The sequence below is a fragment of the Pilimelia columellifera subsp. columellifera genome, assembly GCF_039532605.1.
Taxonomy (GTDB): Bacteria; Actinomycetota; Actinomycetes; order Mycobacteriales; family Micromonosporaceae; genus Pilimelia; species Pilimelia columellifera.
In genome coordinates, this window is record NZ_BAAARY010000003.1 from 219,982 (window position 1) to 245,032 (window position 25,051).

Below are 25,051 nucleotides of genomic sequence, written 5' to 3' on the forward strand. Positions count from 1 at the left end.
CCCTTACCGCTCGCCGCCGTTGGGCGCGATGATCTCGGTGACCCGTAGCCCGAAGTTCTCGTCGACGACGACGACCTCGCCGCGGGCGATGAGGCGTCCGTTGACCAGCAGGTCGGCCGGGCTGCCGGCCGCGCGGTCCAGCTCGACGACGGCGCCGGGGGTGAGCGACAGCAGTTCCCGCACGCTCATCCGGGTGCGGCCCAGCTCGGCCGACACCTCCATCTCGACGTCGTGGAGCAGGTCCAGGCCGCGTCCGATGACCGGGGCGGGCCGGCTGGGCCCCGCGGTCTCCTCCGCGGCGGCGCCGGGCCAGACGTCCAGCCGCAGCGCGATCGCGGCCCGGGTCTGGCCGTCCTCGGTGAGCGGGATGATGATGGCGTCGTTCTTCGAGACCAGGCCGGAGAGGGCGACCTCGGGCTCCATGAGCTGGCCGGGGTCGACGACGACCGGGCCGAACGCGCCCGCGGCGGCCTCCAGTGCCGGGCGCAGCGCGGCGGTCAGGTCCAGTTCGCCGAGCGGGCTGCTGCTGAGCGCGTCGACGAGGTCCTGACCGGCGACGATGGCGATCTCGCCGCTGACCGTGCCGGTGAACCGGGCGGTGACCGCCTGGCCCGCCGGGGCCGGCTGCGGGACCTCGGTGGTGGGCTCGCCCTGGACGAGCGGCGCGCTGACGGGCAGGACGGACAGGGCGGCGTCGGCCGCGTCGCGGGCCTGGCCCAGCCGGGAGTCGAGTGTGGTGGTGGTCATGCGAGGCTCTCCTTCGGCGGCGGAACGACCAGGCAGGCGAGGCGCGAGCCCTGGTTGCCGGGAACGGCGTGGGCGAACGTCGTGTCGTTGACGGTGACCGCCAGCGGCACCGAGGCGGGGTGGCTGAGCGGGACCACGTCGCCGACGCTGAGGTTGACGATGTCGTTGGCGCGCATCGTGATCGGCGTGAACCGGACGGCGACCTCGATCGGGGCGCTGGCCATGCCGAAGGTCAGGTTGCGCCGGGACAGGTCCCGGGCGGCCTGCTCGGCGGCGCTCAGCTCGCCTTCGGCGTTGTCGGCCTGCAACACCGGCAGGATCGTGGTGAAGGGCAGGCAGATGGTGCTGAGGGTCTCGATCTCACCGATCTTCACCTCCAGGGTGGCCACGACCACGGCGTCGCCGGGCGAGAGCGTCCGCAGGAACTGCGGGTTGTACTCGATCGTGGTGACCTTAGGGTTGATCTCCACCACCTGCTCGAAGCTGTAGCGCAGCTCGTCGAGCATCTTCTTGAGCAGGTCCTTCATCAGCGGCAACTCGACGTCGGTGAGCTGCCGCTCGGCCTGCTCGCCGCCCGGCCCGCCCAGCATGTGGTCGATGCTGCCCAGGGCCGTGGTCAGCGGCATCTCCATGAGCATCGAGCCCGGCAGCGGGTCGAGCGAGACCACGGACATGAGGGTCGGGTTCCCGACCTGGCCCAGGTACTCGTCGTATGTCACCTGCTCAATAGAAACCAGACTCAGTTGCGAAACCGCGCGGAGTCTGGTTGTCAGCAGGGTGCCACAGCTGCGGGCGTATGTCTCGAAGGCGATCTGCAGCATCCGCACGTGCTCGCGGGACAGCTTGATCGGCCTGCGGAAGTCGTACGGCTGGGGGCCGGCGCTACGCCGTGCCATCCGACCGGGCGCCCGCTCTGGCGAGGTGGTGGACGAAGAATTGGTCACGGTGTACCCATCGGCGCACCGCGGGGCAGCCTGAGCGCTGAACCCCGCGGCACCCGATTAGCACCTGTCCGGCTTCCTACTGCATGACGAACTCGCGGAAGTAGATGTCATAAACATCGCCTTCGTACGCCTTTTTAACGGTTTGAACCAGATCCTTCTTGGCCTTCGCCCGCCCGGCGCCGGTGGACAGGTTCGCCATCTTCAGCTCGCCGAAGTGGGCGATGGTCAGGTCCAGCGCCTTGCTGCCATCCGGCTCGGTCTCGGCGTCCAGCTTCGTCTGGAGCGCGATCGACACCTTGAGGAAGTGGCCGTCGGCCAGGTTGATGGTGACCGGGTCCATGACCACGACCGGGCCAGGCTCCGGCGCCACCTCGGCCTCGGCCGACCCGGCGAACAGGAAGAAGTAGGCGCCGCCACCCCCGCCGAGCAGCAGCACGGCGAGGACGATCATGATCAGCATCTTCTTCGAGGACTTCTTCTCCGGCTCCGCCGGCTTGCTGTCGCTCATCTTGGCCTCGTCACTCGGGTGGTGGTGGGTTCAGGACGCGCTGGCGGCAGCCGGCAACAGGGCCCGCTGGTCCGCTGGCAGGGTGGACAGGACGACAACGTCGACCCGGCGGTTCAGGGTCACCGACCGTGGATCGGACGGCGGAATCAGCGGACGGGTGCCGGCGAAACCGGCCGCCAGCAGCCGGCTCTCGACGATGCCCAGCTGGCTGAGCTGGCGCACGACGATCGAGGCACGGGCGGTGGACAGCTCCCACGCGCTCGGGTAGACCCGGGTCGGCACCTTGAGCTGGTTGGTGTGCCCGTCTACCTCGATCTTGTTCGGCAAGTTCTTGAGCTGCGGGGCGATAGCGCGCAGGATCGTCTGCCCGCCGGGACGCAGGTCGGCCCGGTCACCGGCGAAGACCACCTCGCTGCTGACCACGCTGACCACCAGGCCGCGCTCGTCGATGGTGAACCGGACCTGGTTCTCCAGCTTCGCCTTGCGTAGCGCCGCCTTGATCCGCTTCTCGATCTCTCTGAGGTCCCGGACCTCCTTGGCCGCCGCGTTCGCGTCAGCCAGCGCCTTGCTGCGGGCCGCCGCCGACAGGGCGGCCTTGGCCGCCTCCTCCTCGGCCTTGGACTGCTTCTTGACCACCGGGGTGGTGAGACCCGGGTCGCCGCCGGAACGGATCGGCGGGATGACCTGGGCCTGCGCCTGGGTGCCCTGCAACGGCGAAGGCTGCCCGGACAACGCGGCCGACTGCATACCGAACCCCTGCGCCAGACTGTCGGCCAGCTGGGAGAACTTCTTCTGGTCGACCGAGCTCATCGAGAACAGCACCACGAACAGCACGAACAGCAGCGTCAGCATGTCGGCGTAGGAGACCAGCCAACGCTCGTGGTTGGCGTGTTCTTCCTCGTGGCCGCCGCCACGTTTCTTCTTCTTCCCGGATCCGCTGCTCATGGCGTCACGCCGCCTTCTTCTCGACGGCCGGCTCACTTCCCGGCGGGAGCAGGCTGCGCAGCTTCTGCGCGACCAGACGCGGGTTGGAGCCGGACTGGATCGCCAGCACGCCCTCGACGACCATCTCCATCTGGTCGCACTCGACCTCGGAGAGCCGCTTCAGCCGGGCCGCCAACGGCAGGAAGATCAGGTTCGAGGACATGACGCCCCAGAGCGTGGCCACGAAGGCCGCCGCGATGGCGTGGCCGAGGGTCTCCGGTTTGTCGAGGTTCTCCAACACGTGGACCAGACCCATGACGGTGCCGACGATGCCGATCGTGGGGGCGTAGCCACCCATCGCCTCGAACATCTTGGCCGCCTGCTTGTCGACCTTGCGTTTGGCGTCGATCTCCGAGTGCAGGATGTCGCCGAGCTCCTCGGGGTCGGTGCCGTCGATGGCCATCTCCAGCCCGCGGCGCAGGAAGGGGTGCTCGACCTGCTTGGCCGCGTCCTCCAGCGCCAGCAGACCCTCACGCCGGGCCCGCTCGGCTAGCTTCACCACCGAGTCGACCACTGCGGCGGGCGGCGGGATCTTGGGCAGGAACGCCTGCTTGAGCGCCGCGCCGAGGCCCATGGTGTCCTTGAGCACGCCGCCGGCCATGGTCGCCATGATCGAGCCGCCGAAGACCAGCAGCATGGCGGGGAACAGGATGATCGAGGCGGCGGTGCCGCCCTCCAACGCCTGCACCACGAAGACGATGACGAGCGCGGCGATGATGCCGATAAGGCTGGCCGGATCCATCAGCGATCCCTCCGATGCAAAGGAACGACCTTGGCTGACGACATAGCGTCGTCGTGCCCGGCCTGGTCGACGTCTTGGCTCTCCATCCGCTGCGCTGACGCGATCAGCGACGCGCGGTACTCTCGGACCAGCGCGATGAACTCAGGGACCGACTCAGCGATCACGTACTTGGTGCCGTCCACGAGGGTGATCACCGTGTCCGGGGTGCAATCGGCGCGCTCGACCAGATCCGGGTTCAGGGCGAACTCCGGTCCGTTGAGGCGCGTTACGAGTATCACGGCAGCATCCGTCCCTGGGTGGTTACGTACGGCGGCACGGCCGCGGTCTCGCGGCCGTGTCAGTCCCGGGCCTTCCGTGGCCCGTTGAATCACCTATCGACACCTCCCCAGCCCTGTTAAGAAGTACGGCGTGGCGCGGCTCCCCACGGCGCGCCGAGCCCGGGCCGTAGCGTGAACGTCATGGGACATCGACTCGACCCCCGTCAGCGCGCCCGAGCCGGGATCGCCTGGGCCAGGCGGCGCTTGCCGGCCACCCGCGGCGGGCGGTTGGTGGCCGGCGGCGCCGCTGTCGCCCTGGTGGCCGCGCTCGGCTGGGCCGTCTGGCCGACGCCCGCCCCGTACACGGCCACCGAGGCGGTGGTGACCGTGCGTTCTGGCCCGGACGGCGCCGAACCGGTCGCGCTGGACACCACCTTCTACCTGCCAGCCGGGGCATCGACCGGCGCGCCGGCGCCGGCGGTGCTTTTGGCGCATGGCTTCGGCGGGTCCAAGCGCAGCGTCGCCGCCGACGCCGAGGAGCTGGCCACCCAGGGGTACGCGGTGCTGGCCTGGACCGCACGCGGCTTCGGCCGCAGCGGCGGCCAGATCCAGCTCAACGACCCCGACTACGAGGTCCGGGACGCCCAGCGGCTGCTCGACTGGCTCGCCGCCCAGCCCCAGGTGCGCCGGGATGCCGCCGGCGACCCCCGGGTCGGCGTCGTGGGCGGCTCCTACGGCGGCGCGTTGGCGCTCTCGCTCGCCGGCCTCGACCGCCGGGTCGACGCGGTCGTACCGATGATCACCTGGAACGATCTGGCCCGCGCCTTCCTGCCCCAGTCCGCCGCCGGCGGACCGGCGCAGGGCGTGTTCAAGAAGGCATGGGCCGCCTCGTTCTTCGGCCGAGGATCGGAGACGGTCGGCCCCGTCGGCGACGGCGCCGGCCCGGACGCCGCGAGCGGCGCCGACGTCCCGGACGCCGCCGCGGGCCTCCCGGAGCCGGCGGGCCGGCGCGCGGACCCGGCCTGCGGCCGATTCGCCCCCGCCCTGTGCGCCATCTACCAGCGGCTGGCGGTAACCGGACGGGCCGACGCCGAGGCGCTCGCCAGGCTCCGCCGGGCCAGCCCAGCGCCGCTGCTGGGCCGGATCAACGCCCCGGTCCTGTTGGTGCAGGGCGCCGGCGACACGCTGTTCCCGCTGGCCGAAGCTGACGCCAACTTCCGCGCCATCCACGCCGACGGCACCCCGGTCCGGGTGGCCTGGCACACCGGCGGCCACGACGCCGGGCCCGGCCCCACCAGCGACACCGACCGGATCAAAGCGCTCACCGGGCAGTGGCTCGGCCACTACGTCAAACGGGAGCTGGCCGCCCCGCCGGCGAGCTTCACCTGGTCCCGGGTCGCCGGTTTCGCCATCGGCGAGCGGGGGCTGGTCGCCACCGGCTACCACGTCGACGACTACCCCGGTCTGACCGGTCAGGGCGCGGCGGCGCTCGCCGTCGCCGGCCCCCCACGGCCGGTGGCGAACCCGCCGGCCGGGTTGCCGGCCGGGATCTCCTCGCTGCCCGGGCTCGGCGCCGTGGCCGCGCTGTCGGGGGTCGGCGACGCTGTCACCGCCGACATCGCCGGCCAGCACGCGACGTTCGACTCCGAGCCGCTGACCGAGCCGATCGACGCCGTCGGCGCGCCCCGGGTCACCATCCGGGCCGCCTCGCCGACCGGGGAGGCGGTGCTGTTCGTCAAGATCCACGACGTCGATCCGTCCGGCCGGGCCAGCCTGCCCGGCGGGCAGGTCGCCCCGGTGCGGCTCACCGGGCTGCCCACCAACATCGGCGCGGCCCGGCCCGTCGAGGTGACCCTGCCCGCGATCGTGCACCGGTTCGAGGCCGGACACCACGCCCGGATCACCATCGCCACCACCGACCAGGCGTACGCCGTCCCGGTTGAGCCGGTGACCTACACCGTCGGGATCGGGGCGGCCGACTCGGCGGCGCTGACCCTGCCCACCCTCGTCGGCGAGCCGATCGCCACCGGCGCCCAGATCTGGCTGTACGTGCTGGTCGGCCTGCTGGTCGCCGTCGCCATCGGGGTGCTGGTCGTGGTGCTGCTGCTGGGGGCCCGACGCCGCCGGGTCGCGGTCACCGTCGAGGCGCCGTTCGAGCAGACGCCGCTGGTGGTCCGCGGGCTACGTAAGGAGTACCCGGGCGGGTTCGTGGCGGTCGAGGGCGTCGACTTCACCGTCGAGCGCGGACAGGTCGTCGGGCTGCTCGGGCCGAACGGCGCCGGCAAAACCACCACGCTGCGGGTCCTCATGGGCCTCACCCGCGCCACCGCCGGGGACGCCCTGGTCTTCGGACACCGCCTCGGGCCCGGCGCCCCGGTGCTGTCGCGGGTGGGCGCGCTCGTCGAGGGCCCCGGCTTCCTGCCCCACCTGTCCGGGGTGGACAACCTGTCCGCCTACTGGCATGCCACCGGACGCCCCGACGACGCCGCCTTCTTCGAGGAGGCGCTCGACATCGCCGGCCTCGGCGACTCGGTCCACCGGAAAGTCGGCACGTACAGCCACGGCATGAAACAGCGCCTGGCCATCGCCCAGGCCATGCTCGGCCTGCCTGACCTGCTGGTGCTCGACGAGCCCACCGACGGGCTCGACCCGCCGCAGATCGCCGCGATGCGTAAGGTGCTGCGCCGCTACGCCACCGACGGCCGGGCGGTGCTGGTCTCCAGCCATCTGCTCGCCGAGGTCGAGCAGACCTGTAGCCATGTCATCGTGGTGCACAAGGGCGCGGTGGTGGCCAGCGGACCGGTCGACGACATCGTCGGTGACTCGCCCACCACCTACTTCACCGTTGGGGACACCGCGGCGGCGATGGCGATGTTCGACAAGATGGCCGGCGTCGTGTCGGTGGCCATCGACGACACCGACAACCTTGTCGTGGACCTCGGGACCGTGCCGCGTGGGGCGGCGGTCGCCGCGCTCGTGCGCGCCGGCGTGCGGGTCGAGCGGGTGGTGCCGCGGCGGCGGCTCGAAGACGCCTTCCTCGCCCTCGTGGGCGAGCAGACCCGGGGGAGTGGAGACCGTTGAGCGACTCGACGATGGTCAGGGACATCGGGGCGGCGGTCGGTTACCGACCCGAGCACACCCTGCCGCTGCGCGCGGAGTGGGGCCGGCAGGCCGCCCGGCGCCGGACCCAGCTGGCGCTGGGGGCGATGGTGCTGCTGCCGTTGATCGTCCTGGCGGCGTTCCAGTTCGGCAACGATGATGACGGGGACGGCGGCCGTCGGAGCGAGTTCTCCAGCCTCGCCGATCTGGCGACCGCCGGCGGGGTGAACTTCGCCGTCTTCACCGTCCTGGTGTCCTCGACGTTCCTGCTGGTGGTCGTCGTGGCGCTGTTCTTCGGCGATCCGATCGCCAGCGAGGCGAGCTGGGGAAGCCTGCGGTACCTGCTGGCGGCCCCGGTGCCCCGGTCGCGGCTGCTGCTGGCCAAGGTCCTGGTCGCGCTCGGGTACACGGTGCTCGCGATGGTGCTGCTGGTCGGCACGGCCCTGCTGATCGGGACGCTCAGATACGGCTGGGAGCCGCTGGCCTCGACGGTGGCCGCCGACATCAGCGCCGGGGAGGGCCTGTTGCGGCTGCTCGGCATCGTCAGCTACCTGCTGGTGACGTTGTCGGTGGTGGCGGCCCTGGCCGTGCTGTTGTCGGTCTCCACCGACGCCCCGCTCGGGGCGGTCGGTGGCGCGGTGGTCCTGGTGATCGTCTCCAGCATCCTGGACCAGATCGAGGCGCTCGGCGGTCTGCGGGACCTGCTGCCCACCCACTACAACAGCGCCTGGCTGGGTCTGTTGTCGACGCCGGCCCAGACCGACGACATCGTCAAGGGCGCGGTGTCGGCGATCGTCTACGTGACGGTGTTCCTGTCGGCGGCGTGGTGGCGGTTCCTGCGCAAGGACGTCGTCAGCTGAGCTGGCCGACTCCGGGAAGGGCCGAGGGGCCGGGCGCGTGTCGGATGCGCGCCCGGCCCCTCGGCTCAGCGGTCAACGCCCCCGGGGAGGTGTTGACCGCCCGATCATGACTGGGTGTGGATGTTCACGTTCTTGAGGACGACGTCGCCGCCGCGGGACTTCGCCGAGCACTGGTTGATCTGGCGGACGTGGCCGGCGCCGTCGGCGACGTTGAAGCAGTACACGTAGTTCGTGGCCGTGCCGCCGCGCAGGTCGATCGTGATGCCCTTGCGGACGACGTTCGGCGCGCCGGCGCTCCGGACGACGGCGTCGACGCCGCGCAGGTTCATCAGCGCGCCGGACGCCTCGCCGAGGCAGTCATCCCGCTGGTCACGCGGGTCGGAGATGATGTTCTTGCAGTCGGCGTCGCCGACGCCGAACGCCGACGGCGCGATCTCCAGCCGGTCGATCTGGCGGGTGCTGGTCTGGCCGTTGCGGTCCCGGTGGACCTGACGGACCGCCTCCAGCAGGACCCGGCCGCCGACGGCGCTCGCCGAGCAGATGTTGAGCTGGTGACCGGCGCCGCTCTGGGCCGACCGGCGCGTGGCACAGTGGTCCTTGTCCCGCTGCGGGCCCTCTTCCAACGCGTTGAGGACCGGGTTGTTGCGGTTGGCCGCCTGCGCCGCCGCGGAGACGTAGATGTCCACGTTCTCCAGGGTGACCGTTCCGCCGGAGGCGTCGGCGGTGCAGCGGCTGTGCTGGAGCTTGAGCCTCTTCTGCTGGGCGAGCTGGACGGCGGTGGCGACGTTGCCGCACACGACCGACGCGTTTCCGTTGCCGCCGAGCATGCGGATGTCGACATCCGCGGCGAGCGCGGCGGCGGGCATGGTGGTTATGGCGACTGCGCCGGTGGCGACGGCCGCGAGCACGCGGGCCGTGGCGCCGGACAGGAACAGGTTGCGATGCATTTCAGATTCTCCCAGCAAAGTCAGGCGCGGCCGTGGATCGTTCTCACCGCGCCGGTGTGTAGGTCGTGCAGCGTTACTCGTACGGTGCGGCGAACCTCAAGGACGCAGTTCAGGCCCTCGATCCGGGGCGTGGCGACCTCCAGCCGGAGCCGACGCGTCACGGTGACGGCGCCGCGCCGGTTGGCGACCTGGCGGACGACGGTCCCGACGGTCCCGGACGAGCGGGTGGTGAGGATCGGGACGCCCGCCCGAAGGCAGACGGCGACGACAGCGCCGGTTGCCCGGACGGCCACCCGGTTCGCTGACCGCGGCTTCAGGCCGACCTGGCGGAACACCACGTGCGCGACGTCACCGTTCCAGACCGCCCGGCCGATCGTGAAACGGTCGACCGGCGCCGCTGACGCCGGGACGCCGCCGGTGAGGATCATGGCGGTGGAGACGCCTATCGTCGCCGCGACGCGGCTCGCCTGACGCGACATGCGCCGGAGACGTGCGGGAACGGCTGCCGAGGTCTGGTACGTCTGGCCGGTGTGGACGGGCACGATGGGTTCCTCCTACGCAGAGCACTTGACCGGAAACGGCCGTCGGCCGTTGGCCAGCGAGGGCGCAACGGCTGGGCGCCGATCCGGCGGTTCAGACACGCGAATAAGGGGGAATGGTCGGGCGCGGGTGGCTGGCGCTAGCGCGACGGCCGGGACCCGAGGGCCCCGGCCGTCGCATGAATCAGCTTCCGAGCTGCATGACCGTGATGCTGACGTCCTTCAGGTGGACGTTGCCGCCGTTGGCCTTGGCGCCGCTCTTGCAGGTGTTGGTCTGCTGGTTGTTCGCGGTGCCCTGCAGGACGTTCATGCAGGAGGAGATCGCGTTGGCGTCGCCGCCCACGATCGCGACCCGCGCCTTGTTGTAGGTGCGGCCGCCGCCGTCGAGGCTGCCTTCCTGGTTCACGAAGACCGAGACGTTGTCCAGCGTGACCGTGCCACCGTTGGCCTTGGCGAAGCTGCGGCAGGCGTTCGACCGCGGCTTCTTGCCGTAGCTGAGGGAGGTCTTGGCGTAGTTCACGCAGTGCGAGAGGCTGTTGGCGTTGCCGCCGCTCAGGACGATGTCCGCCGAGTTGAAGGTGGGGGGCGGCCCGGCCAGGGCGGGCGCGCCGGTGGCGAGCGCCGCGGCGGCGGCAGCGACGACCAGAGCGGTGCGGACTACAGCAGTGCGCATAACGAGAGTATCCCTTCGGGACGATTATGGCGGGAACGGCCGCCCTCCGTGGCCAACACATGCCCGGTGAAGGGCAATGTGCTCATTGGCCGACGAGAGCCTATACCGATGGGACCCCATTCCACCTACTCGTTAATCCATTCAGGTGAGCTGGATGAAAATATCTTACGTTTCAGAGCGGCGATACTCGATACTCGGCGGTCAACAAGACCGGGAACCTTCGATTGGTGGACCCTACAGTGTCCGTTCGGCCCATTCTGGGACACGGAGCGGGGTCGTCGTTGGTGTGGCGAAGGGCCAGCAGATAGGTGAGATACGTCCAGAATCACCCGCATATATCAGGCTAGATAGACTGCGGCGGGCGTCGGAGACATCTCCGGCGCTGGTCACGGCATTGCGAAAGCATGGTAAACCGGCAAGACGTTTTCCGTTGCTGTCGCCAGCAATTCTCGTTCGAGTGAATAAGTGCTGAAGAGCGTGCCCGACGCTCCTCCACGAATTGTTGTCGCCAGCCTGGGCAATGAGTGACGCCGCAACCGTTTATGAGTCGACGTCGCCTCTTGCCGGACGCGAAGCGGGGGTCGGGGCGCTGATGCGCCCCGACCCCCGTCGACTTATCCGGACCTGCTTATCGCTTGAGGTTCACCAGGTCCTCGAGCAGCGAGTCGCTGGTCGTGATGACCCGCGAGTTGGCCTGGAAGCCGCGCTGGGCGATGACCAGGTTGGTGAACTCCTGCGCAAGGTCCACGTTCGACATTTCCAGCGAGCCGGACGACAGCACGCCCTTCCCGCCCGTGCCCGGGGTGCCCCACTGGATCGGGCCCGAGTTGACCGTGTTGCGGTACATCGAGTCGCCGGCCTTCTCCAGACCGGTCGGGTTGTTGAAGTTCACCAGGGCGATCTGGCCCAGCGGCTGCTTGAGACCGTTGGAGAAGACGCCGTTGATGATGCCGTCCTTCGAGATGGTGAACGACTGGAGGGAGCCCATCGCCGAGCCGTCCTGGGACTGCGGGTTCACTGTCGCGTTGCCGGAGTAGGCGGTGATGCCGTCCAGGTCGCTGGAGATGCCCGTGGCCGGGTCGATCACCGGGCTGCCGCCGACCAGCGCGCCGGCCGCGTCGAAGGTGAGGGTGCCGTGCACGGTCGCGCCGCCGTTGTAGGAGACATCCCACGTGGTGGCCGCCGTCTTGGTGAAGGTCACCGACAGGGTGGAGGCGGTGCCGGCGGCGTCGTAGACGGTCATCGAGGTGGTGAGGGCGGACGCGACGGGCTGGTTGCCGGGCAGGTTGCCGCTGAAGACCGCGTTGTTGGTCACCGTAGGCGCGAGGAGCGCGCCCATCGGCAGGGTCACCTCGCCCGCGGCGCCGTTGGGGTTGATGGCGCCGGCCGCGTCGGCCTGCCAGCCCATCACCTTGAGACCGCCGTTGGTGACCAGGGTGCCACCGGCGTCGAAGGAGAACGAGCCGTTGCGGGTGAACAGGGTCTCGGCGCCGTTGTCGACCGCGAAGAAGCCGTCGCCCTGGATCATGAGGTCGGTGCTACGGCCGGTCATCTGGGCCGCGCCCTGGCCGTAGTTGGTGGTGATCCCCGACAGTCGCACGCCCAGTCCCACCTGGGCCGGGTTCGAGCCGCCCAGACCGCCGGCCGGAGCGCCCGCCGGCTGGAGCATCTGGCTGAGGGTGTCCTGGAACGTGGCCTGGCTGGTCTTGTAGCCGGTGGTGTTGACGTTGGCGATGTTGTTGCCGGTCACGTCCATCATGGTCTGGTGGGTGCGCAGGCCGCTGATGCCGGAGAAGAGCGAACGAAGCATGTGTGGGGTGTCCTTTGGGGCAGTCGGGTCAGGGCAAGGGTGACAAGGGGCTTACTTGTGGACTTCCTTGACCGAGGACAGCGGCACATCCTTGTCCCCGACCTTGAGGGTCGGGTCGCTGCCCAACATTGCTGAGGTGACGACTCCGGTCTGGGTGACGCCGGCGGCGTCGTCGTAGCTGATGGTGCGGCCGACCATGTTGCTGGCGCTGAGGGTGAGCTGGGCGGTGACCATGCTCTGTTGCGCCTTCGCCAGCTCACTGAGCTTCTCGACCTGGGTGAACTGCGCGGTCTGGGCGAGGAACTGGGTTCCGTCGCTGGGGCTCATCGGGTCCTGGTACTTCAGCTGGGCGACGAGGAGCTTGAGGAAGGTGTCCTTGCCCATGTCCTGGCCGCCACCGGTGGTCTGGGCGGGGAATTTCCCCAGCACCTGGTTGATCGGCGTGGGTGAGCCCGTACTTGAGGACAGCGGGTTGGTCATCTGGTTACTCCTGTCGTGGTGGTCAGAGTTGGAGATCGAGCTGCCGGCCGGCGGGCATGGCGGTCGGGGCCGGCAACGGCTCCGGCTCCGGCAGGGTCGCGCCGTTGCCGCCGCGGGCGCCGGGCATGGCGGACTGATGGCGCTGCTGGCCGGGGCCGGCGTCCTGCCGCAGGTCCAGCGCGGTGTCCTGGAAGCCGGCCTGGGCCAGTTCCCGACGAAGGTCCGGCAGCGACGCCCGGAGCGCCTCCCGGCCCGCTTCGGTCGCCCCGGTGATCTGGACGGCGATGGCGCCGTCGCGCACCTCAGCGACCACGCTGACCGCGCCGAGGTCAGCCGGGTGCAGGTGGACGGTGAGGCGGTGCACCCCGTCGGCGTCGAGTTTGAGCGGCACGATGTGGGTCGCCATCTGCTGCGCCGGCGTGGCCGGGGCGGCGGGGGGCGCCGGCGCGACCGGGACGGGCGCAGCGCGCGGGGCCGGCCCGGCCGGCGCGGCGAGACCGGCCGCTGCCGGCGCGGCGACGACCGGGGCGGGCGTCTCGACTGGCGCCGGCGCGCCGGCCGTGGCGGTGACAGCGGTCGGCGCGGCCTCAGCCGCCGCTGACGTCGGCGCGGTCAGGGCCGTGCCGCCGCCGGCGGCCTGCGCTGTCGGCGCGACCTGCTGGCCGGCCCCGGTCGCGGCGCCTGCCTGGCCGGTGGCCGGCGCCGGGGCGGCGACCGTCGTGGCCGGTCCACGGTTCGTTCCCTCGGCGGCGACTCCCGGCGTTCCGGCAGCCGCGACTGTCGGCGTTCCGGCGGCGGTGAGCGTGCCGGTGGCCGCGGACGGCGAGGCAGCGACCGTCGCGAGCGCGCCGTCGGCGGCTGGGGTCGGTCGGCCGGCCGGCGGCTGCGGTCCGGCGGCGGGTGTGCCGCCCGGCGCCGCCTCGGCGAGCGCCGGCCCGGCCACGGCAGCGGCGGTGAGCCTGGCAGGACCGGTCGCCGTGCCGGCGCCCGGCACGGCGACCTGCTGAGACGTCAGGACGGTCGGGGGCGGCGTCCCGGTGATTGGCGCGGCGCCGACGGCCGCCACGGCCAGGGCCATGGCGGCATCGGCCGGCGGGACGACGACGCCGTTGGCCGGGAGCTGGTCGTCGCGCTGGTCCTGGCCGTCGGTCTGCCCGCCCTCGGGCTGCTGGCCGGTGGTAGTCGCGGTCTCGACGGCCGCGGCCAGCGCCGCGGGGAAGTCGGCGCCGCCGACGGCGACCGGCGCGCCGCCGGAACGGGCTGCCCCGGCGCGGCCGGCGGTCGCCGGCGCGGTGGGAATCACGGGCATGGTCATCGTCTCTGCTCCTCTTAACCGAGCTTTGCCAGGGCGCGCTTGACCTTCGGCACGTACGCCTGGGTCTCGGCGAACGGCGGAATGCCCCCGTACCGCTGCACCGCTCCGCCGCCGGCGTTGTACGCGGCGAGGGCCAGGTCCACGGAGCCGAACTTCTTCAGGTTGCCGCGCATGATCCGGGCGGCGCCGTTCACCGCGGATGCCGGATCCATCGGGTTGACGTTCATCTCGCGGGCGGTAGCCGGCATGATCTGCATGAGGCCACGGGCGCCGGCGGGGCTGACGGCCTTGGCGTTGTAGCCCGACTCGACCTTGGCGATCGCGGCGAGCAGCTTCGGCGACACCCCGTACTTGGCGCCGGCGGCGTTGAACAGGTTCGCGTACGGCACCCCCGTGACCGCGTTGGCGCCCATCGACGCCGGCCGCACGCCAGCCGTCGCCGTGGTCGCCGCCGTCGCCTCGGCCGGCACGATCCGGCGGATCGAGGTCGGCTTCTGCCAGATCGCCTCGATCTTGACGTTCTGGCCGGGCTGTGGCGCGTGCAGCATCTTGTTGCCGCCGACGTAGATCCCGATGTGCCAGGCCGGGTCGCCGAAGGTGAGCAGGTCGCCGGGCTTGGCCTGCGCCATGTTCGGCACCTTCTCGCCCTGCTTGGCCTGGTCGGAGGCGATCCGGGGCAGCTTGACGCCCAGATCCTTGAAGACCCGCTGGACCAGCCCGGAGCAGTCCAGTCCGGTCTTGGGGTTCGTTCCGCCGAACACGTAGGGCACGCCGAGGTGCTTCTTGGCGCCGGCCACGACGTCCTTGCCGGAGACCCCGCCCGTGCCGCCGGCGGCAGTGCTGGCCGTGCCGGTCGCCGCGGCCAGCTTGCTGGCGAACGCGGCGGCGTTCGCCTGGCTCACAGCGGCCGGCTGCTGCGGCGCGAACTGCGACTGTAGGGCCTGGATGCGGCCCACCATGTCCATCAGGCTCACGAGATGAGGTCCCCGGCACGGGCGGCGGCGGTGATGGCGATCTCGTCGATGGCACGTTGCTCGACGGCGGCGGCGTGCGCCTTCTGCGCGGCGGCGTGGCGCTCGCCGAGGCGCTCGACGACGCGCCGGCGCTTGGCGGCCTCGGCCAGGTCGGCGGTCTGGGCGTCGACGTGGGCGTCGGCTTCCCCGATGGCGTGGTGGGCGGCCGACAGGCCGGCGGCCAGCGCGTGCCGGGCAGCCAGCGCGGCGACGACGGCGCGGGCGGTCCCGACCGGCGAGGCGTCGGTGGCGCGCAGGGCGTCGGCGCGCTCGTCGGCGTTCCTGCGGGCGTGCCGGGCGGCGCCGCGGGCCCGCACGACCTCGGCCTTGCGCACGTCCTCCTGCGCCTGGCGGGCGCGCAGGACCGTGCTGAGACGGAATCGGGCCATCAGACGGTGCTCCCTTCGATCGGGGCGGCGCGCAGCAGCGCGGAGAGCTGGTCCCAGGCGCCGGCGGCCGTCGTGGGGTCGTCGAGGTCCTGACGCAGGAACGCGGTGATCTGCGGCCACAGGGCCTGCGCGAGGTCGGCGTCGGCGTTGGTGCCGGTGACGTAGGCGCCGATCTCGACCAGCTCCCGCACGTCGCGGTGGGCGGCCAGCAGCCGGCGCAGCATGGTGGCCTTGGCCCGCTGGTCGGGGCTGGTCACCGTGTTGGTGAGTCGGGAGATCGAGTCCAGCGGCTCGATCGACGGGAAGTGCCCGGCGGTGGCGAGCTTACGGTCCAGCACGATGTGGCCGTCCAGGATGGAGCGGGCCGAGTCGGCGATCGGCTCGTTGTGGTCGTCGCCTTCGACCAGGACGGTGTAGAGGCCGGTGATGGTCCCGTTCTCGCCCGGCCCGGCGCGCTCCATGAGCGTGGCGAGCATGGCGAAGACCGACGGCGGGTAGCCGCGGGTGGCCGGCGGCTCGCCGACCGACAGGCCGACCTCCCGCTGTGCCATGGCGGTCCGGGTGACCGAGTCCATCATGAGCAGCACGTCGCCGCCGGCGTCGCGGAACCACTCGGCGATCCGGGTGGCGACGAACGCGGCCCGCAGCCGGACCAGCGGGGCCTGGTCGCTGGTGGCGACGATGACGACGGAGCGGGCCAGGCCCTCGGGGCCGAGGTCGTTCTCGATGAACTCGCGGACCTCGCGGCCACGTTCGCCGACCAGGGCGATGACGTTGATCTGCGCGTCCGTGCCCCGGGTGATCATCGACATGAGAGTCGACTTGCCGACGCCGGAGCCGGCGAAGATGCCCATGCGCTGCCCCCGGCCCATCGGCACCAGGGTGTCCAGGGCCCGTACGCCGAGGGTGATCGGGTCCTTGATCCGCTGCCGGGCCAGGGCCTGCGGCGGGGCGGCGTCGACGCCGACGTACTCGGCGCCCACCAGCGGGCCCAGGCCGTCCATCGGCCGCCCGAGGCCGTCGAGGATGCGACCGCGAAGGACCTCGCCCACGGGGACCTGGAGCGGGGCGCCGGTGTTGACGGCGGGGCTGCCGGAGCCGATGCCGGTGAGCTGGCCCAGGGGCAGGCACTGGAGCTTGTCGCCGTCGAGCGCGGTGACCTCGGCCAGCATGGCCCGGTCGCCCTCGCCGACGCGCACCAGATCGCCGACGCGTCCGCCGATGCCCTCGATGGTCATCCGCAGGCCGAGCGCCCCGGTCACGTGTCCGGAAACCTCGGGGGCGGCGGCCTGGGCGGCCCGGTTGAGTCGGTCGCGTAGCGCGGCGGTCACAGGCTCAGCACCTCTCTGGCGCGCGCGAGCGCGCCGGCAACGGTGGCGTCGATCTCGGTGACCCCGAAGGTGGCGATGGCGTCCCCGGGGTGCAGCGTGGCGTCGGGCCGCAGGGTGATCTCCCGACCGTCAACACTCTGCTTGGCGGGGGTCGCCTCGCCGGTGATCGCCTGGTGATCGTTCGGGTGCAGCCGTACAGTGATGTCCTCAGCGGTGGGCGCCATGCTCAGCGCCCGCCGGACCGCGGCCATCGCCCCGTCGGGGCCGTGGTCGAGCTCGTAGCCGATGACGGCCTCGGTGAGCGTCAGCGCCGCCGCCACGATCGTTTCCGATAGATCGGTCAGAAGCGCCAGTTCCCGTGACTCCACTGACGCCGCAGCCAGCGCCATCGCCGTCAACGCGGTGTTGAGCGCGGCGGCTCGGGCGACGTCCTGGGCGGCCTGCGCGGCAGCCCGCTGGTCGGCCTCTGCCTGGGCGGCGATCCGGGCGGCCTGCTGACCCTGCGCCCACCCCGCGGCATACCCGGCGGTGCGGGCGGCGGCGCGGGCCTCGTCGACGAGCCTGCTGGGCGCCGGCACCGCCGACCGCAGGTCGGTGTTGAAGCTGGCCGCGGTCACCTTGCTGGCCTGCGCGCCGCGCAGCACCGGGTCGGACTCAGGAAACGAACTCATCGTCGTCACCACCCCGGTTGATCTCGATCTCGCCGCGCTCCTCGAGCGAACGGATCGCCTGGACGATCTTGGCCTGCGACTCCTCCACCTGGCGCAGCCGGACCGGGCCGAGCAGGTCGATCTCCTCGACGAGGTTCTCCCGGGCCCGCTCGGACAGGTTGCGGGTGACCTTGTCGCGGACGGTGTCGTTGACGCCCTTGAGGGCGATGGCGAGGTCGTTGGTCTCGACCGCGCGCAGCACCAGCTGCACTGCCCGGTCCTCCAGCAGCACGACGTCCTCGAACATGAACATCCGCCGCCGGATCTCCTCGGCGATCTCGGGGCTGCGCGCCTCGAGGCTCTCCAGGATGAGCCGCTCGGTGGCGCGGTCGGCACGGTTGATGATGTCCACCAGCGGCTGGAGGCCGCCGACGCGGGACAACTCGCTGGGCTGGAGCACCGAGGAGATCTTCTTCTCCAACGACGACTCGACCTGCCGGATGATCTCCGGTGAGGTGCGGTCCATCACCGCGATCCGGTGCGCCACGTCCGCCTGTAGCTCCGGGGCCAGCCCGGACAGGATCTGCGAGGCCATCGTCGAGGTGGTGTGCGCCAGCACCAGCGCGATCGTCTGCGGGTGCTCGTGCTGGATGAACGACAGCACCTGGCGCGGGTCGGCGTTGTTGATGAACTTGAACGGCATGTCGGTGACGACCGCCGACAGCCGGTCGAGGATAGCGGCGGCCTTCTCCTTGCCGAGGGTGGCCTCCAGCATCTCCCGGGCGTTCTCCATGCCGCCCTGGGTGGCCACCTTGTGGCTGGCGGCCATGAGGTGGAACTCCTCCAGCACGCCGGAGGCGGTGTCGGCGTCGACTGAGCCGAGGCGGGCCACCTCGGCCATGATCTCCTCGACCTCGGACTCGCGGAGCTGGCTCAGGATCTTGGCCGAGTCCTCCTTGCTCATCTGGAGGATCATCACGGCGGCCTTGCGGATGCCGTTCATCTCGGACGAAGCGATAGCTAAGGTCATGTCGGTACCTCCCCTCGGATCCAGCTAATGGGTTCAGCTACGGCGGTCGGCGAGCCAGCTACGCAACAGGACGGCGACCTCCTCCGGCTGGTTGGCGACCATCTCGGAGATCTCCTCGCGACGGTTGGGGCCATGGTCCTCGGCGGCCTCCAGCGCCAGCTGGTCGCCGGCCTCCAACGCCCTGCCGGCCTCGGCCTCGGCCACCAGCGACGCCTGCATCGCGGCGAGCTCGGCCAGCTCCTCCTCGGTCAGCTGGGTGCGCTTCTTCCGGTTCGACAGCCAGGCCAGCAGGATCAGGATGAGCACCAGCAGCACCAGGCCGGCGGTCTTCGCCATCGAGATCAGCTGCGCGGTGTTCTCGGCCTCGGTCGCCTCCTTCTCCTGGTCCTTCGCGGCGTCCGCCGCGGCGGTGTCGAAGGGCAGCATCGTGACGGCCATCGTGTCGCCGCGCTGGGCGTTGATGCCCGCGGCCGCCGAGACCATCTGCTGCACCTGCGCCTGGTCGATCCCGGCGGCGGTGTTGGCGTCCATGAGCACCGACACGTTCAGCCGGTTGACGGTGCCGGGCGCGGCCTGGCGGGTCTCGGTGACCAGGCCGACGGCGTTACGTCGGGCCTCCTCGGTCGACTCGTAGTCCCCGCCGCCGTTCGCCCCGTTCGGGACCTGGATGTTGTCCGGGCCCAGCACGCCGCCATTGGCGCCGGCGCCGCCGGTGTAGGTCTCTTCCTTGGTGGTCTCGGTCAGCGGCGGGACGGCCGGGTCGGCCACGTACCGCTGCGACTTGGTCTCGGTCTCGTCCAGGTCGATCTCGGCGGTCGTCTTGACGATCGCCTTGCCCGGGCCCACGACGCTCTCCAGCATCCGTTGCAGGGCGGTGTTCATCCGGACCTCGTACGCCTGGGTGGCCTGCTCGCGCTGGTTGCCGCCGGCGGCGCCACCGGCGATGCCGCGACCGTCGCCGGTGGACAGCACGGTGCCGTTGGAGTCGGCGACCGTGACGTCCTTGGGGTCCAGACCCTCCACACTGGATCCGACCAGGTGCACCACGGCGCGGACCTGCTCGTCGTCGAGCGTCGTGCCCGACTGCGAGGTGACCAGCACCGACGCGGTCGGCTTCTTCTCGTCATCCGAGAAGATGTCCTTCTGCGGGATGACCAGGTGCACGGTGGCGCCCTTGACGCCCTCGATCGACTTGATCGTGCTCGACAGCTCGCCTTCCAGCGCCCGCTGGTAGCCGACGTGCTGCATGAAGTCGCTGGTAGTGATGCCCTGCTTGTCAAGCAGCGCGTAGCCGGTGTCGGCCTGGGCCGGCAGCCCGGCGCCGCTCATCTTGATCCGCAGGTCGTACACCTGGTCGCTAGGGACCATGATGGTGGCGCCGCCGTCGGTCAGCTCGTACGGCGCGCCAGCGGTGGTCAGCTCCTCGACGATCGCGTTGGCGTCACCGCCGGAGAGGTTGCTGAACAGCGGGGCCATCGTCGGCTGCGAGGCCCAGGTGGCGAAGAAGAAGCCGCCGATTCCCAGCACCAGAACGCTGATGATCGTGACGGCCTTCTGGCCGGCGGTGAAGGATCCGAAGGCGCCGCCAATGCGGCGCAGCGGTGCGGGAATCCGATCGCCCATCAAGCCTGCATCCTCATGATCTCTTGGAAGGCCTCAAGAGCCTTGTTCCGGACGGCCACGGTCAGCGAGCTCGCGATGCCGGACTCGGCGCTCGCGATCATGTAGTCATGCACGTCGTTCAGGTTGCCGGTGGCCGCCTGGACCGCCATGTCGTTCGTGTTGTGCTGCATGTCCTGGACCTGCTGGAGGCTGTTGTTGAGGGTCGCGGCGAAGTCGCCGCCGGCGCCCTCGACGGGCTTTGCCGCCCCGAGATCCAGCGTGGTGTCGACAGGCGCGATGGGCAGGGGGCCGCCAAGGCCGCTCACTGCGCCGATCGCCTCGATCGGCGACGTCATCAGCTACGACCGAGCTGCAGGGCAGCCTCGTAGGCGGTCTTGGCCCGGTCCACCACGGTGAGGTTCGCCTGGTAGCCGCGCTGCGCCATGATCAACGAACCCATCTGGTCGGACAGGTTGATGTCCGGGTAGCGCACGTAGCCGTTGGCGTCGGCGTTCGGGTGGTTCGGCTCGTGCACCATCCGACCCTCCGCGCTGCCCAGCTCGATCCCGCCGACCTGGGCGCCCTTGCCGTCGGCCGCCTCCTGGGCGACCACGTACCGGGCCTGGAAGGCCGCGCCGTTGGTGGGGGCGGCGTTGTTCATGTTCGCGATGTTGTCCGAGACCGCGTCCAGCCACTTGCGGTACACGGTCACGCCGGTGCCGGCGATGCCGATCGAGTCGAACAGGCTCATGTCACTGCCCCTTGATCACTTTGTTGAGACCGGAGTACTTGTTGTCCAGCGCGCGCAGCATCAGCTGGTATCGCAGCCCGGTGTCGATGTTGGACAGCGTCTCGTGATCGAGGTTGACGTTGTTGCCGTTGAGTCGGGTCGGTTCCAACGACTGCGCCGTGTTGACGTCGGTCATCCCGACCAGCTTCCCGTCGTCGGTGGAGTCGACGGCCGATTTGAGGGCCTCCTCGAACTGCACCCGACCGGCTCGGAAGCCCGGCGTCTCGATGTTGGAAATGTTGTTCGCGATCACCCGCTGGCGCTGCGCCAGCCCGGTGAGGGCAACCCGCAGGGCTGCCGAGGACACATCGTCGAACACAGGCAGCTGCTCCCCTCGATGCTTGCTGTCTGGATGCCGGTCCCTCGGCGTGAAGTGAGCTCCTTGCTCACCCACTACTGTCAGTGGGCGCGGGTGCTACGCAATGCGATGTTCGGTTGCTGCTCGGTTGCGGTCCGAAACCTCAGTGCAGGCTGGCCTTGAGCACGATCATCGCGGCCCCGAACGCTCCGGCGACGCTCGCCGAGACGAGCCGCTCCAGGGTGGTGAGCTGGCCGTGCCGTCCGACCTCCCAGCCGGCCAGACACAGCAGCAGGGTGCTGCTGACCAGGGCCCACATCACCGCCTGCGGCAGCGGGACCCCCGCCGCCCGCACCGCGACCAGCACACCCAACGGCAGCATCGAGGCGGTGACGATTTCCCAGCCGGTGGACAGCTGGGCGCGCAGCCGGCGCCAGTCGGGCCGGTGCCCGGCGTGGATCCGGTCGGCGACCAGGCGCGAGTACCGCTCGGCGGCCCAATAGATCATCAGTGTGACGAGCACCGCGGCGACCAGCTGGAGGGTCGACTCGGCGTGCGAGGCGGTCATGACCCCGGCACCGATAATCACCCCGTAAATCCCGAATGAGGTGCTTTCGGGGGTGGGGTGCGTCAGGCGGAACCGTGCCGAGAGCGTCGAGGCGCGGCTCGGCGGGGCTGCCTTCGCCGGCTGCCGTGTCCGCACAGGCGGCACCCCCAGATCGAACCGTGGCGCGCCGTCGACCGTGGCGCGTGGTGGTCAGCGGGGGTAAGTCAGAGCCTACTGCGAACGCGACGCGCCGTCGCTCACATGGACACGTCCAGGTAAGCCGGCGGATTCTTCCCGGGATCGCCGTTCTCGACCTTCGCCGCGAAGGCCGACTGCCGCCGGTTGGCGGTCATCGCCATGCTCAGCGCCTGCGCGGCGGCCAGCTGCCGGGTCAGGATCTCGTCGGCGCGCGGTCGCAGGTCCAGCGGCAGCGGGCCCAGATTCGCCGGCGGCGTCCAGCCCGAGCTCAGCTCGATCTCCTGCAACCGGTGCTCCTCGGCCAGCATCGTCTCGACGGTCTCGACGTCCTGCTCAAGGGCGTCCAACGCCGCCTTCCAGGCGCTCCGCCACTCATCTGTGGTCATCGCGGCCTCAGGCGGGGGTGGCGGCGGCCGTCGCAGCTTCCCGCCAGGCATCCCGCAGCGGCTCGACCAGCGTCTTGCAGCTGGCGACCCGATCCGGCTCCTTACGGACGTTCGCCTGGATCAGTTCGGTGAGCAGGAACGAGTACAGCTGGGCCAGGCCAGGGCCGCCATCCCACAACGTGGTGTCCAGGGACGCCCGCAGCTCCATGAGGATGTCCTGGGCGTGCTGGAGCTGCGCCCGGGCCTCGGTGTTGTCGCCGTCGCGCAGCGCCTGCTCGCCCCGGGCCAGGTCGAGCACCAGGCGGTCGTACAGCATGACCAGCAACTTGGCCGGCGATGCGGTGGCCACTGCGTCGCGCAGGTAGCGCTCGCGGAGCGCGGGGTTCGATGGGGTGGTCATCAGACTGCTGCTCTCTGCGTGGGGATCGCGGGCTCAGGCGGGAAAGGTCAGCCGGACAGGCTGGAGAGCTGACCGGAGAGCCAACTCGACTGCGACTTCATCTTGCCGAGCGCGACTTCCATGGCGTTGAACTGTCGCGACAGCGTGGTGCGCCGGGTTTCCAACCTGAGGTCCCAGGAAGCCACCAGGTCGTTGAGATCGCCGATCGACTCGTTCTTGCGCTTGATGAGACCCGGGAGCAGGCCCTCGGTAGCTGCGCCCGGCGGCGTCGTCGGCAGACGCAGACCTTCGGACGCGATCCGGCCGATGACGTCCAGCTTGCGGGCGAGGCCGTTGGCGGTGTCCCAGCCGGCGTTGAACACGTCGGCGGTCGCGTTGGCGTGCGGGACGTCGCTGAAGTCGTCGAAGAACTTCTGCGCCGTCGTCGGGTCGGCCTGGTAGGCGTCCAGGAACTTCTGCTTGTCGAACGCGATCGACCCGTCCCGGCTGGCCTGGATGCCCACCTGGCTGTACGAGCCGAGCGCCGCGCCGCCGCCGCCACCGATGGCGGAGAGGATGTCGCCGGCGAGCTTGCGCATGGTCGAGTCACCGGCCAGCGCCCCGCCCGATGCGGTGCCGTTCTTGGTCCTGGTCTGCACCGAGATTTCGGTGAGCGCTGCGTTGGCGGCGTCGACGAGCGCCTTGACCTTGTCGGCGACGGCGCTCGCGTCGGCGCCGATGGTGACGCTGACCGGGGCGTCGGCGGCGGCCTGCTTCTGCACGGCGGTGATGGTCACGCCGGGCAGCACATTCTCGAAGACGTTGGTCTCCGAGGTGACGGTGTAGGTGGCGCCGGTGCCGACGGTGATCTGCGCGTCCGAGCCCTGGGTGCTGATCGTCTGGGCGCCGAGCCCGTCGATCTCGGGCGGGGCGGTGAAGGCGTTGGCGGCGCCGGTCTCCTTGGCGGTGAGCTGGAGGGCGAACTGGCCGGGCGAGGTCTGCACGGCGGCGGCGGTGTAGGCAGCGTTGGCCGTGTTGTTGATCGCCTTGACCACGTCGGTGAGCGACTGGCTGGCCGGGTTGACCGTCGTGGTGGTGCCGTCCGCGAGCTGAACGTCCAGGCTCGCGCCGGAGATGACCGCGTCGGTGGTGGCGGCGACCCGTCCGGCGAAGGTGACGGTGTGCGCGGCGGCCAACGAGTCGACCTTGAAGGTCAGCGAGCCGGCGATCGCGTTGGTCCCAGCGGTGGCGATCGCGGCGTTCGAGCTGCTGGTCGCCTTCATGGCGCCCCAGATGTCGGCGCTGGAGAGGTCCTTGGCGGCCTTCATCATCGTCGCGAACTTGGAGTTGACGCCCTGTAGCGACGTGACGACCTTGCCCTGTAGGTCGACCTTCTTCTTCAGCGCGGTCTGGGGCAGCGCCTCGATCTGCATGAGCTGATTGATGAGATCGCCCGTGCCGAGGCCGCTGACGATGCCGTCGATACTCATGGAACCCATGATCAGCTCCTTTCGTGGTGCCACCGCTTGATGAAACGGGGCGGCCGGCGAATGCCGACCGCCCCTTTATTCGGTTGTCTATTCAGTTATCTGAGGCTTTTAAGTTGTGAAGGCGGCTCAGCCAGGATCAGCGGAGCAGCTGCAGGACACCCTGCGAGGCCTGGTTGGCCTGAGAGAGCATCGCGGTGCCGGCCTGGGTCAGGATCTGCGAGCGGGTGAAGCTCATCATTTCCTGCGCCATGTCCGTGTCACGGATCCGGCTCTCCGAGGCGCTCAGGTTTTCCACGGTGACATTGAGGTTGTTGATCTTGTGCTCGAGGCGGTTCTGGGTGGCGCCCAGGCTCGCCCGCTGGGTGGAGACCGCCGCGATCGCGGTGTCGACGGCCGCCAGCTCGGTCTGAGCGTTGGCGGAGTCGGTCAGGTCGCCGACCGCGCCCATGATCGTGGCCGCAGTCATGTCACCGATGGTGATCTGGAGCGTCTCGTTGGCGTTGGCGCCGACCTGGAAATCCTTGCCGGCGTAGGAGCCGTCAAGCAGGTTGGTGCCGTTGAACGTGGTGTTGTTGGCGATGTCGTCGAGCTCCAGCACGAGCTCCTGGTACTCGGCGTCCGCCTTGGCCTTGTCGGTGTCGCTGAGCGCGCCGTCGTTGGACGCCTGCACCGCCAGGTCACGCATACGCTGCAGGATGGAGTGCGTCTCGGTCAGGGCGCCTTCCGCGGTCTGCACCACGGAGATACCATCCTGCGCGTTACGGACGGCGACCTTGAGGCCACCGACCTGCGCGCGCAGGCCCTCGGAGATCGCCAGACCAGCGGCGTCATCGGCGGCCCGGTTGATCCGGAAACCCGAGGACAGCTTCTCCAGCGACTTCGACATCTGACCGTCCGTCACCGACAGGTTCCGGTACGAGTTCATTGCCGCGATGTTCTGGTTGATACGAAGACCCATGACTATTTCCTCCTTGAGTTGGGTCCGAACTACCGGCCTTCCGTGTGCCGGTCACCCACTCCAATCGGCTGGAGCCGGGTGGTCT

At 70.4% G+C, this 25,051-nt stretch carries 28 protein-coding genes; 2 read left to right on the forward strand and 26 right to left on the reverse strand.

The features are described 5' to 3' along the window. Nucleotides 1-3: 3 nt before the first annotated feature. From fliN to ABD287_RS05450, 6 genes are all read right to left on the reverse strand, one after another. A complete protein-coding gene (gene fliN / locus ABD287_RS05425; protein ID WP_344169181.1) occupies nucleotides 4-747 on the reverse strand; it encodes a flagellar motor switch protein FliN in 744 nt (247 codons plus the stop codon). Next, on the reverse strand, nucleotides 744-1,691 hold the full coding sequence (locus tag ABD287_RS05430; RefSeq protein ID WP_344169184.1) for a flagellar motor switch protein FliM: 948 nt from the start codon (nucleotides 1,689-1,691) through the stop codon (nucleotides 744-746). Before ABD287_RS05430 ends, fliN begins: the two co-directional genes overlap by 4 nt. Nucleotides 1,692-1,767: 76 nt before the next feature. Then, a complete protein-coding gene (locus ABD287_RS05435; protein WP_344169187.1) occupies nucleotides 1,768-2,199 on the reverse strand; it encodes a flagellar basal body-associated FliL family protein in 432 nt (143 codons plus the stop codon). A gap of 30 nt (nucleotides 2,200-2,229) precedes the next feature. Beyond that, nucleotides 2,230-3,144, reverse strand: coding sequence for a flagellar motor protein MotB (locus ABD287_RS05440; protein ID WP_344169189.1), 915 nt, complete (start codon nucleotides 3,142-3,144; stop codon nucleotides 2,230-2,232). 4 nt (nucleotides 3,145-3,148) lie between these two features. Continuing rightward, entirely contained in the window at nucleotides 3,149-3,925 is a 777-nt protein-coding gene (locus ABD287_RS05445; protein WP_344169192.1) for a flagellar motor protein, read from the reverse strand. Next, nucleotides 3,925-4,203: a flagellar FlbD family protein gene (locus ABD287_RS05450; RefSeq protein ID WP_344169195.1), complete on the reverse strand. Its 279-nt coding sequence runs from the start codon at nucleotides 4,201-4,203 to the stop codon at nucleotides 3,925-3,927. Before ABD287_RS05450 ends, ABD287_RS05445 begins: the two co-directional genes overlap by 1 nt. A gap of 180 nt (nucleotides 4,204-4,383) precedes the next feature. Between ABD287_RS05450 and ABD287_RS05455 the strand changes: the two genes are divergently transcribed. Both ABD287_RS05455 and ABD287_RS05460 read left to right on the forward strand, forming a co-directional pair. Beyond that, complete coding sequence (locus ABD287_RS05455; RefSeq protein WP_344169198.1) at nucleotides 4,384-7,263, forward strand: alpha/beta fold hydrolase; 2,880 nt, start codon at nucleotides 4,384-4,386, stop codon at nucleotides 7,261-7,263. An 11-nt stretch (nucleotides 7,264-7,274) separates the two neighbouring features. Next, a complete protein-coding gene (locus ABD287_RS05460; RefSeq protein ID WP_344169332.1) occupies nucleotides 7,275-8,141 on the forward strand; it encodes an ABC transporter permease in 867 nt (288 codons plus the stop codon). A 104-nt stretch (nucleotides 8,142-8,245) separates the two neighbouring features. Here ABD287_RS05460 and ABD287_RS05465 read toward each other — a convergent pair whose 3' ends face one another. The 20 genes from ABD287_RS05465 to ABD287_RS05560 form a co-directional block, all read right to left on the reverse strand. Further along, nucleotides 8,246-9,088 (reverse strand): hypothetical protein, encoded by an 843-nt coding sequence (locus ABD287_RS05465; protein ID WP_344169201.1) that lies wholly within the window; start codon nucleotides 9,086-9,088, stop codon nucleotides 8,246-8,248. 20 nt (nucleotides 9,089-9,108) lie between these two features. Further along, on the reverse strand, nucleotides 9,109-9,630 hold the full coding sequence (locus tag ABD287_RS05470) for a hypothetical protein (RefSeq protein ID WP_344169204.1): 522 nt from the start codon (nucleotides 9,628-9,630) through the stop codon (nucleotides 9,109-9,111). A gap of 181 nt (nucleotides 9,631-9,811) precedes the next feature. Further along, nucleotides 9,812-10,300, reverse strand: a complete 489-nt coding sequence (locus tag ABD287_RS05475) for a hypothetical protein (RefSeq protein WP_344169207.1) — start codon at nucleotides 10,298-10,300, stop codon at nucleotides 9,812-9,814. A 628-nt stretch (nucleotides 10,301-10,928) separates the two neighbouring features. Further along, the gene (locus ABD287_RS05480) at nucleotides 10,929-12,110 is read right to left on the reverse strand and encodes a flagellar hook protein FlgE (RefSeq protein ID WP_344169210.1); all 1,182 of its coding nucleotides are present in this window, start codon (nucleotides 12,108-12,110) and stop codon (nucleotides 10,929-10,931) included. A gap of 51 nt (nucleotides 12,111-12,161) precedes the next feature. After that, nucleotides 12,162-12,590, reverse strand: coding sequence for a flagellar hook assembly protein FlgD (locus ABD287_RS05485; protein WP_344169212.1), 429 nt, complete (start codon nucleotides 12,588-12,590; stop codon nucleotides 12,162-12,164). Nucleotides 12,591-12,612: 22 nt separating this feature from the next. After that, complete coding sequence (locus ABD287_RS05490) at nucleotides 12,613-13,905, reverse strand: flagellar hook-length control protein FliK (RefSeq protein WP_344169215.1); 1,293 nt, start codon at nucleotides 13,903-13,905, stop codon at nucleotides 12,613-12,615. Between the two features lie 14 nt (nucleotides 13,906-13,919). Next, nucleotides 13,920-14,870: a transglycosylase SLT domain-containing protein gene (locus tag ABD287_RS05495; protein WP_344169335.1), complete on the reverse strand. Its 951-nt coding sequence runs from the start codon at nucleotides 14,868-14,870 to the stop codon at nucleotides 13,920-13,922. 5 nt (nucleotides 14,871-14,875) lie between these two features. Then, nucleotides 14,876-15,307 carry a flagellar FliJ family protein gene (locus ABD287_RS05500; RefSeq protein WP_344169217.1) on the reverse strand — a complete coding sequence of 144 codons (432 nt, stop codon included), beginning with the start codon at nucleotides 15,305-15,307 and terminating at the stop codon, nucleotides 14,876-14,878. Next, nucleotides 15,307-16,638: a FliI/YscN family ATPase gene (locus ABD287_RS05505; RefSeq protein ID WP_344169219.1), complete on the reverse strand. Its 1,332-nt coding sequence runs from the start codon at nucleotides 16,636-16,638 to the stop codon at nucleotides 15,307-15,309. Before ABD287_RS05505 ends, ABD287_RS05500 begins: the two co-directional genes overlap by 1 nt. Then, complete coding sequence (locus ABD287_RS05510; RefSeq protein ID WP_344169221.1) at nucleotides 16,635-17,309, reverse strand: FliH/SctL family protein; 675 nt, start codon at nucleotides 17,307-17,309, stop codon at nucleotides 16,635-16,637. The genes ABD287_RS05505 and ABD287_RS05510 overlap by 4 nt, the downstream gene beginning before the upstream one ends. Further along, nucleotides 17,293-18,318, reverse strand: a complete 1,026-nt coding sequence (fliG, locus tag ABD287_RS05515) for a flagellar motor switch protein FliG (RefSeq protein WP_344169224.1) — start codon at nucleotides 18,316-18,318, stop codon at nucleotides 17,293-17,295. The genes ABD287_RS05510 and fliG overlap by 17 nt, the downstream gene beginning before the upstream one ends. A 33-nt stretch (nucleotides 18,319-18,351) precedes the next feature. Beyond that, on the reverse strand, nucleotides 18,352-19,941 hold the full coding sequence (fliF, locus tag ABD287_RS05520; protein ID WP_344169227.1) for a flagellar basal-body MS-ring/collar protein FliF: 1,590 nt from the start codon (nucleotides 19,939-19,941) through the stop codon (nucleotides 18,352-18,354). Next, nucleotides 19,941-20,276 carry a flagellar hook-basal body complex protein FliE gene (gene fliE / locus ABD287_RS05525; protein WP_344169229.1) on the reverse strand — a complete coding sequence of 112 codons (336 nt, stop codon included), beginning with the start codon at nucleotides 20,274-20,276 and terminating at the stop codon, nucleotides 19,941-19,943. Before fliE ends, fliF begins: the two co-directional genes overlap by 1 nt. Next, a complete protein-coding gene (locus ABD287_RS05530; RefSeq protein ID WP_344169232.1) occupies nucleotides 20,276-20,671 on the reverse strand; it encodes a flagellar basal body rod protein FlgC in 396 nt (131 codons plus the stop codon). Before ABD287_RS05530 ends, fliE begins: the two co-directional genes overlap by 1 nt. Nucleotide 20,672: 1 nt before the next feature. Further along, nucleotides 20,673-21,029, reverse strand: a complete 357-nt coding sequence (locus ABD287_RS05535) for a flagellar basal body rod protein FlgB (RefSeq protein ID WP_344169235.1) — start codon at nucleotides 21,027-21,029, stop codon at nucleotides 20,673-20,675. A 142-nt stretch (nucleotides 21,030-21,171) separates the two neighbouring features. Continuing rightward, on the reverse strand, nucleotides 21,172-21,576 hold the full coding sequence (locus ABD287_RS05540) for a hypothetical protein (protein ID WP_344169237.1): 405 nt from the start codon (nucleotides 21,574-21,576) through the stop codon (nucleotides 21,172-21,174). A 236-nt stretch (nucleotides 21,577-21,812) separates the two neighbouring features. Further along, nucleotides 21,813-22,139, reverse strand: coding sequence for a hypothetical protein (locus tag ABD287_RS05545; RefSeq protein WP_344169240.1), 327 nt, complete (start codon nucleotides 22,137-22,139; stop codon nucleotides 21,813-21,815). A gap of 7 nt (nucleotides 22,140-22,146) precedes the next feature. Then, nucleotides 22,147-22,539 carry a flagellar export chaperone FliS gene (fliS, locus tag ABD287_RS05550; protein ID WP_344169243.1) on the reverse strand — a complete coding sequence of 131 codons (393 nt, stop codon included), beginning with the start codon at nucleotides 22,537-22,539 and terminating at the stop codon, nucleotides 22,147-22,149. 47 nt (nucleotides 22,540-22,586) lie between these two features. After that, a complete protein-coding gene (gene fliD, locus ABD287_RS05555) occupies nucleotides 22,587-24,017 on the reverse strand; it encodes a flagellar filament capping protein FliD (RefSeq protein ID WP_344169246.1) in 1,431 nt (476 codons plus the stop codon). Between the two features lie 127 nt (nucleotides 24,018-24,144). Further along, nucleotides 24,145-24,966 (reverse strand): flagellin N-terminal helical domain-containing protein, encoded by an 822-nt coding sequence (locus ABD287_RS05560; protein ID WP_344169249.1) that lies wholly within the window; start codon nucleotides 24,964-24,966, stop codon nucleotides 24,145-24,147. Nucleotides 24,967-25,051 lie beyond the last annotated feature (85 nt).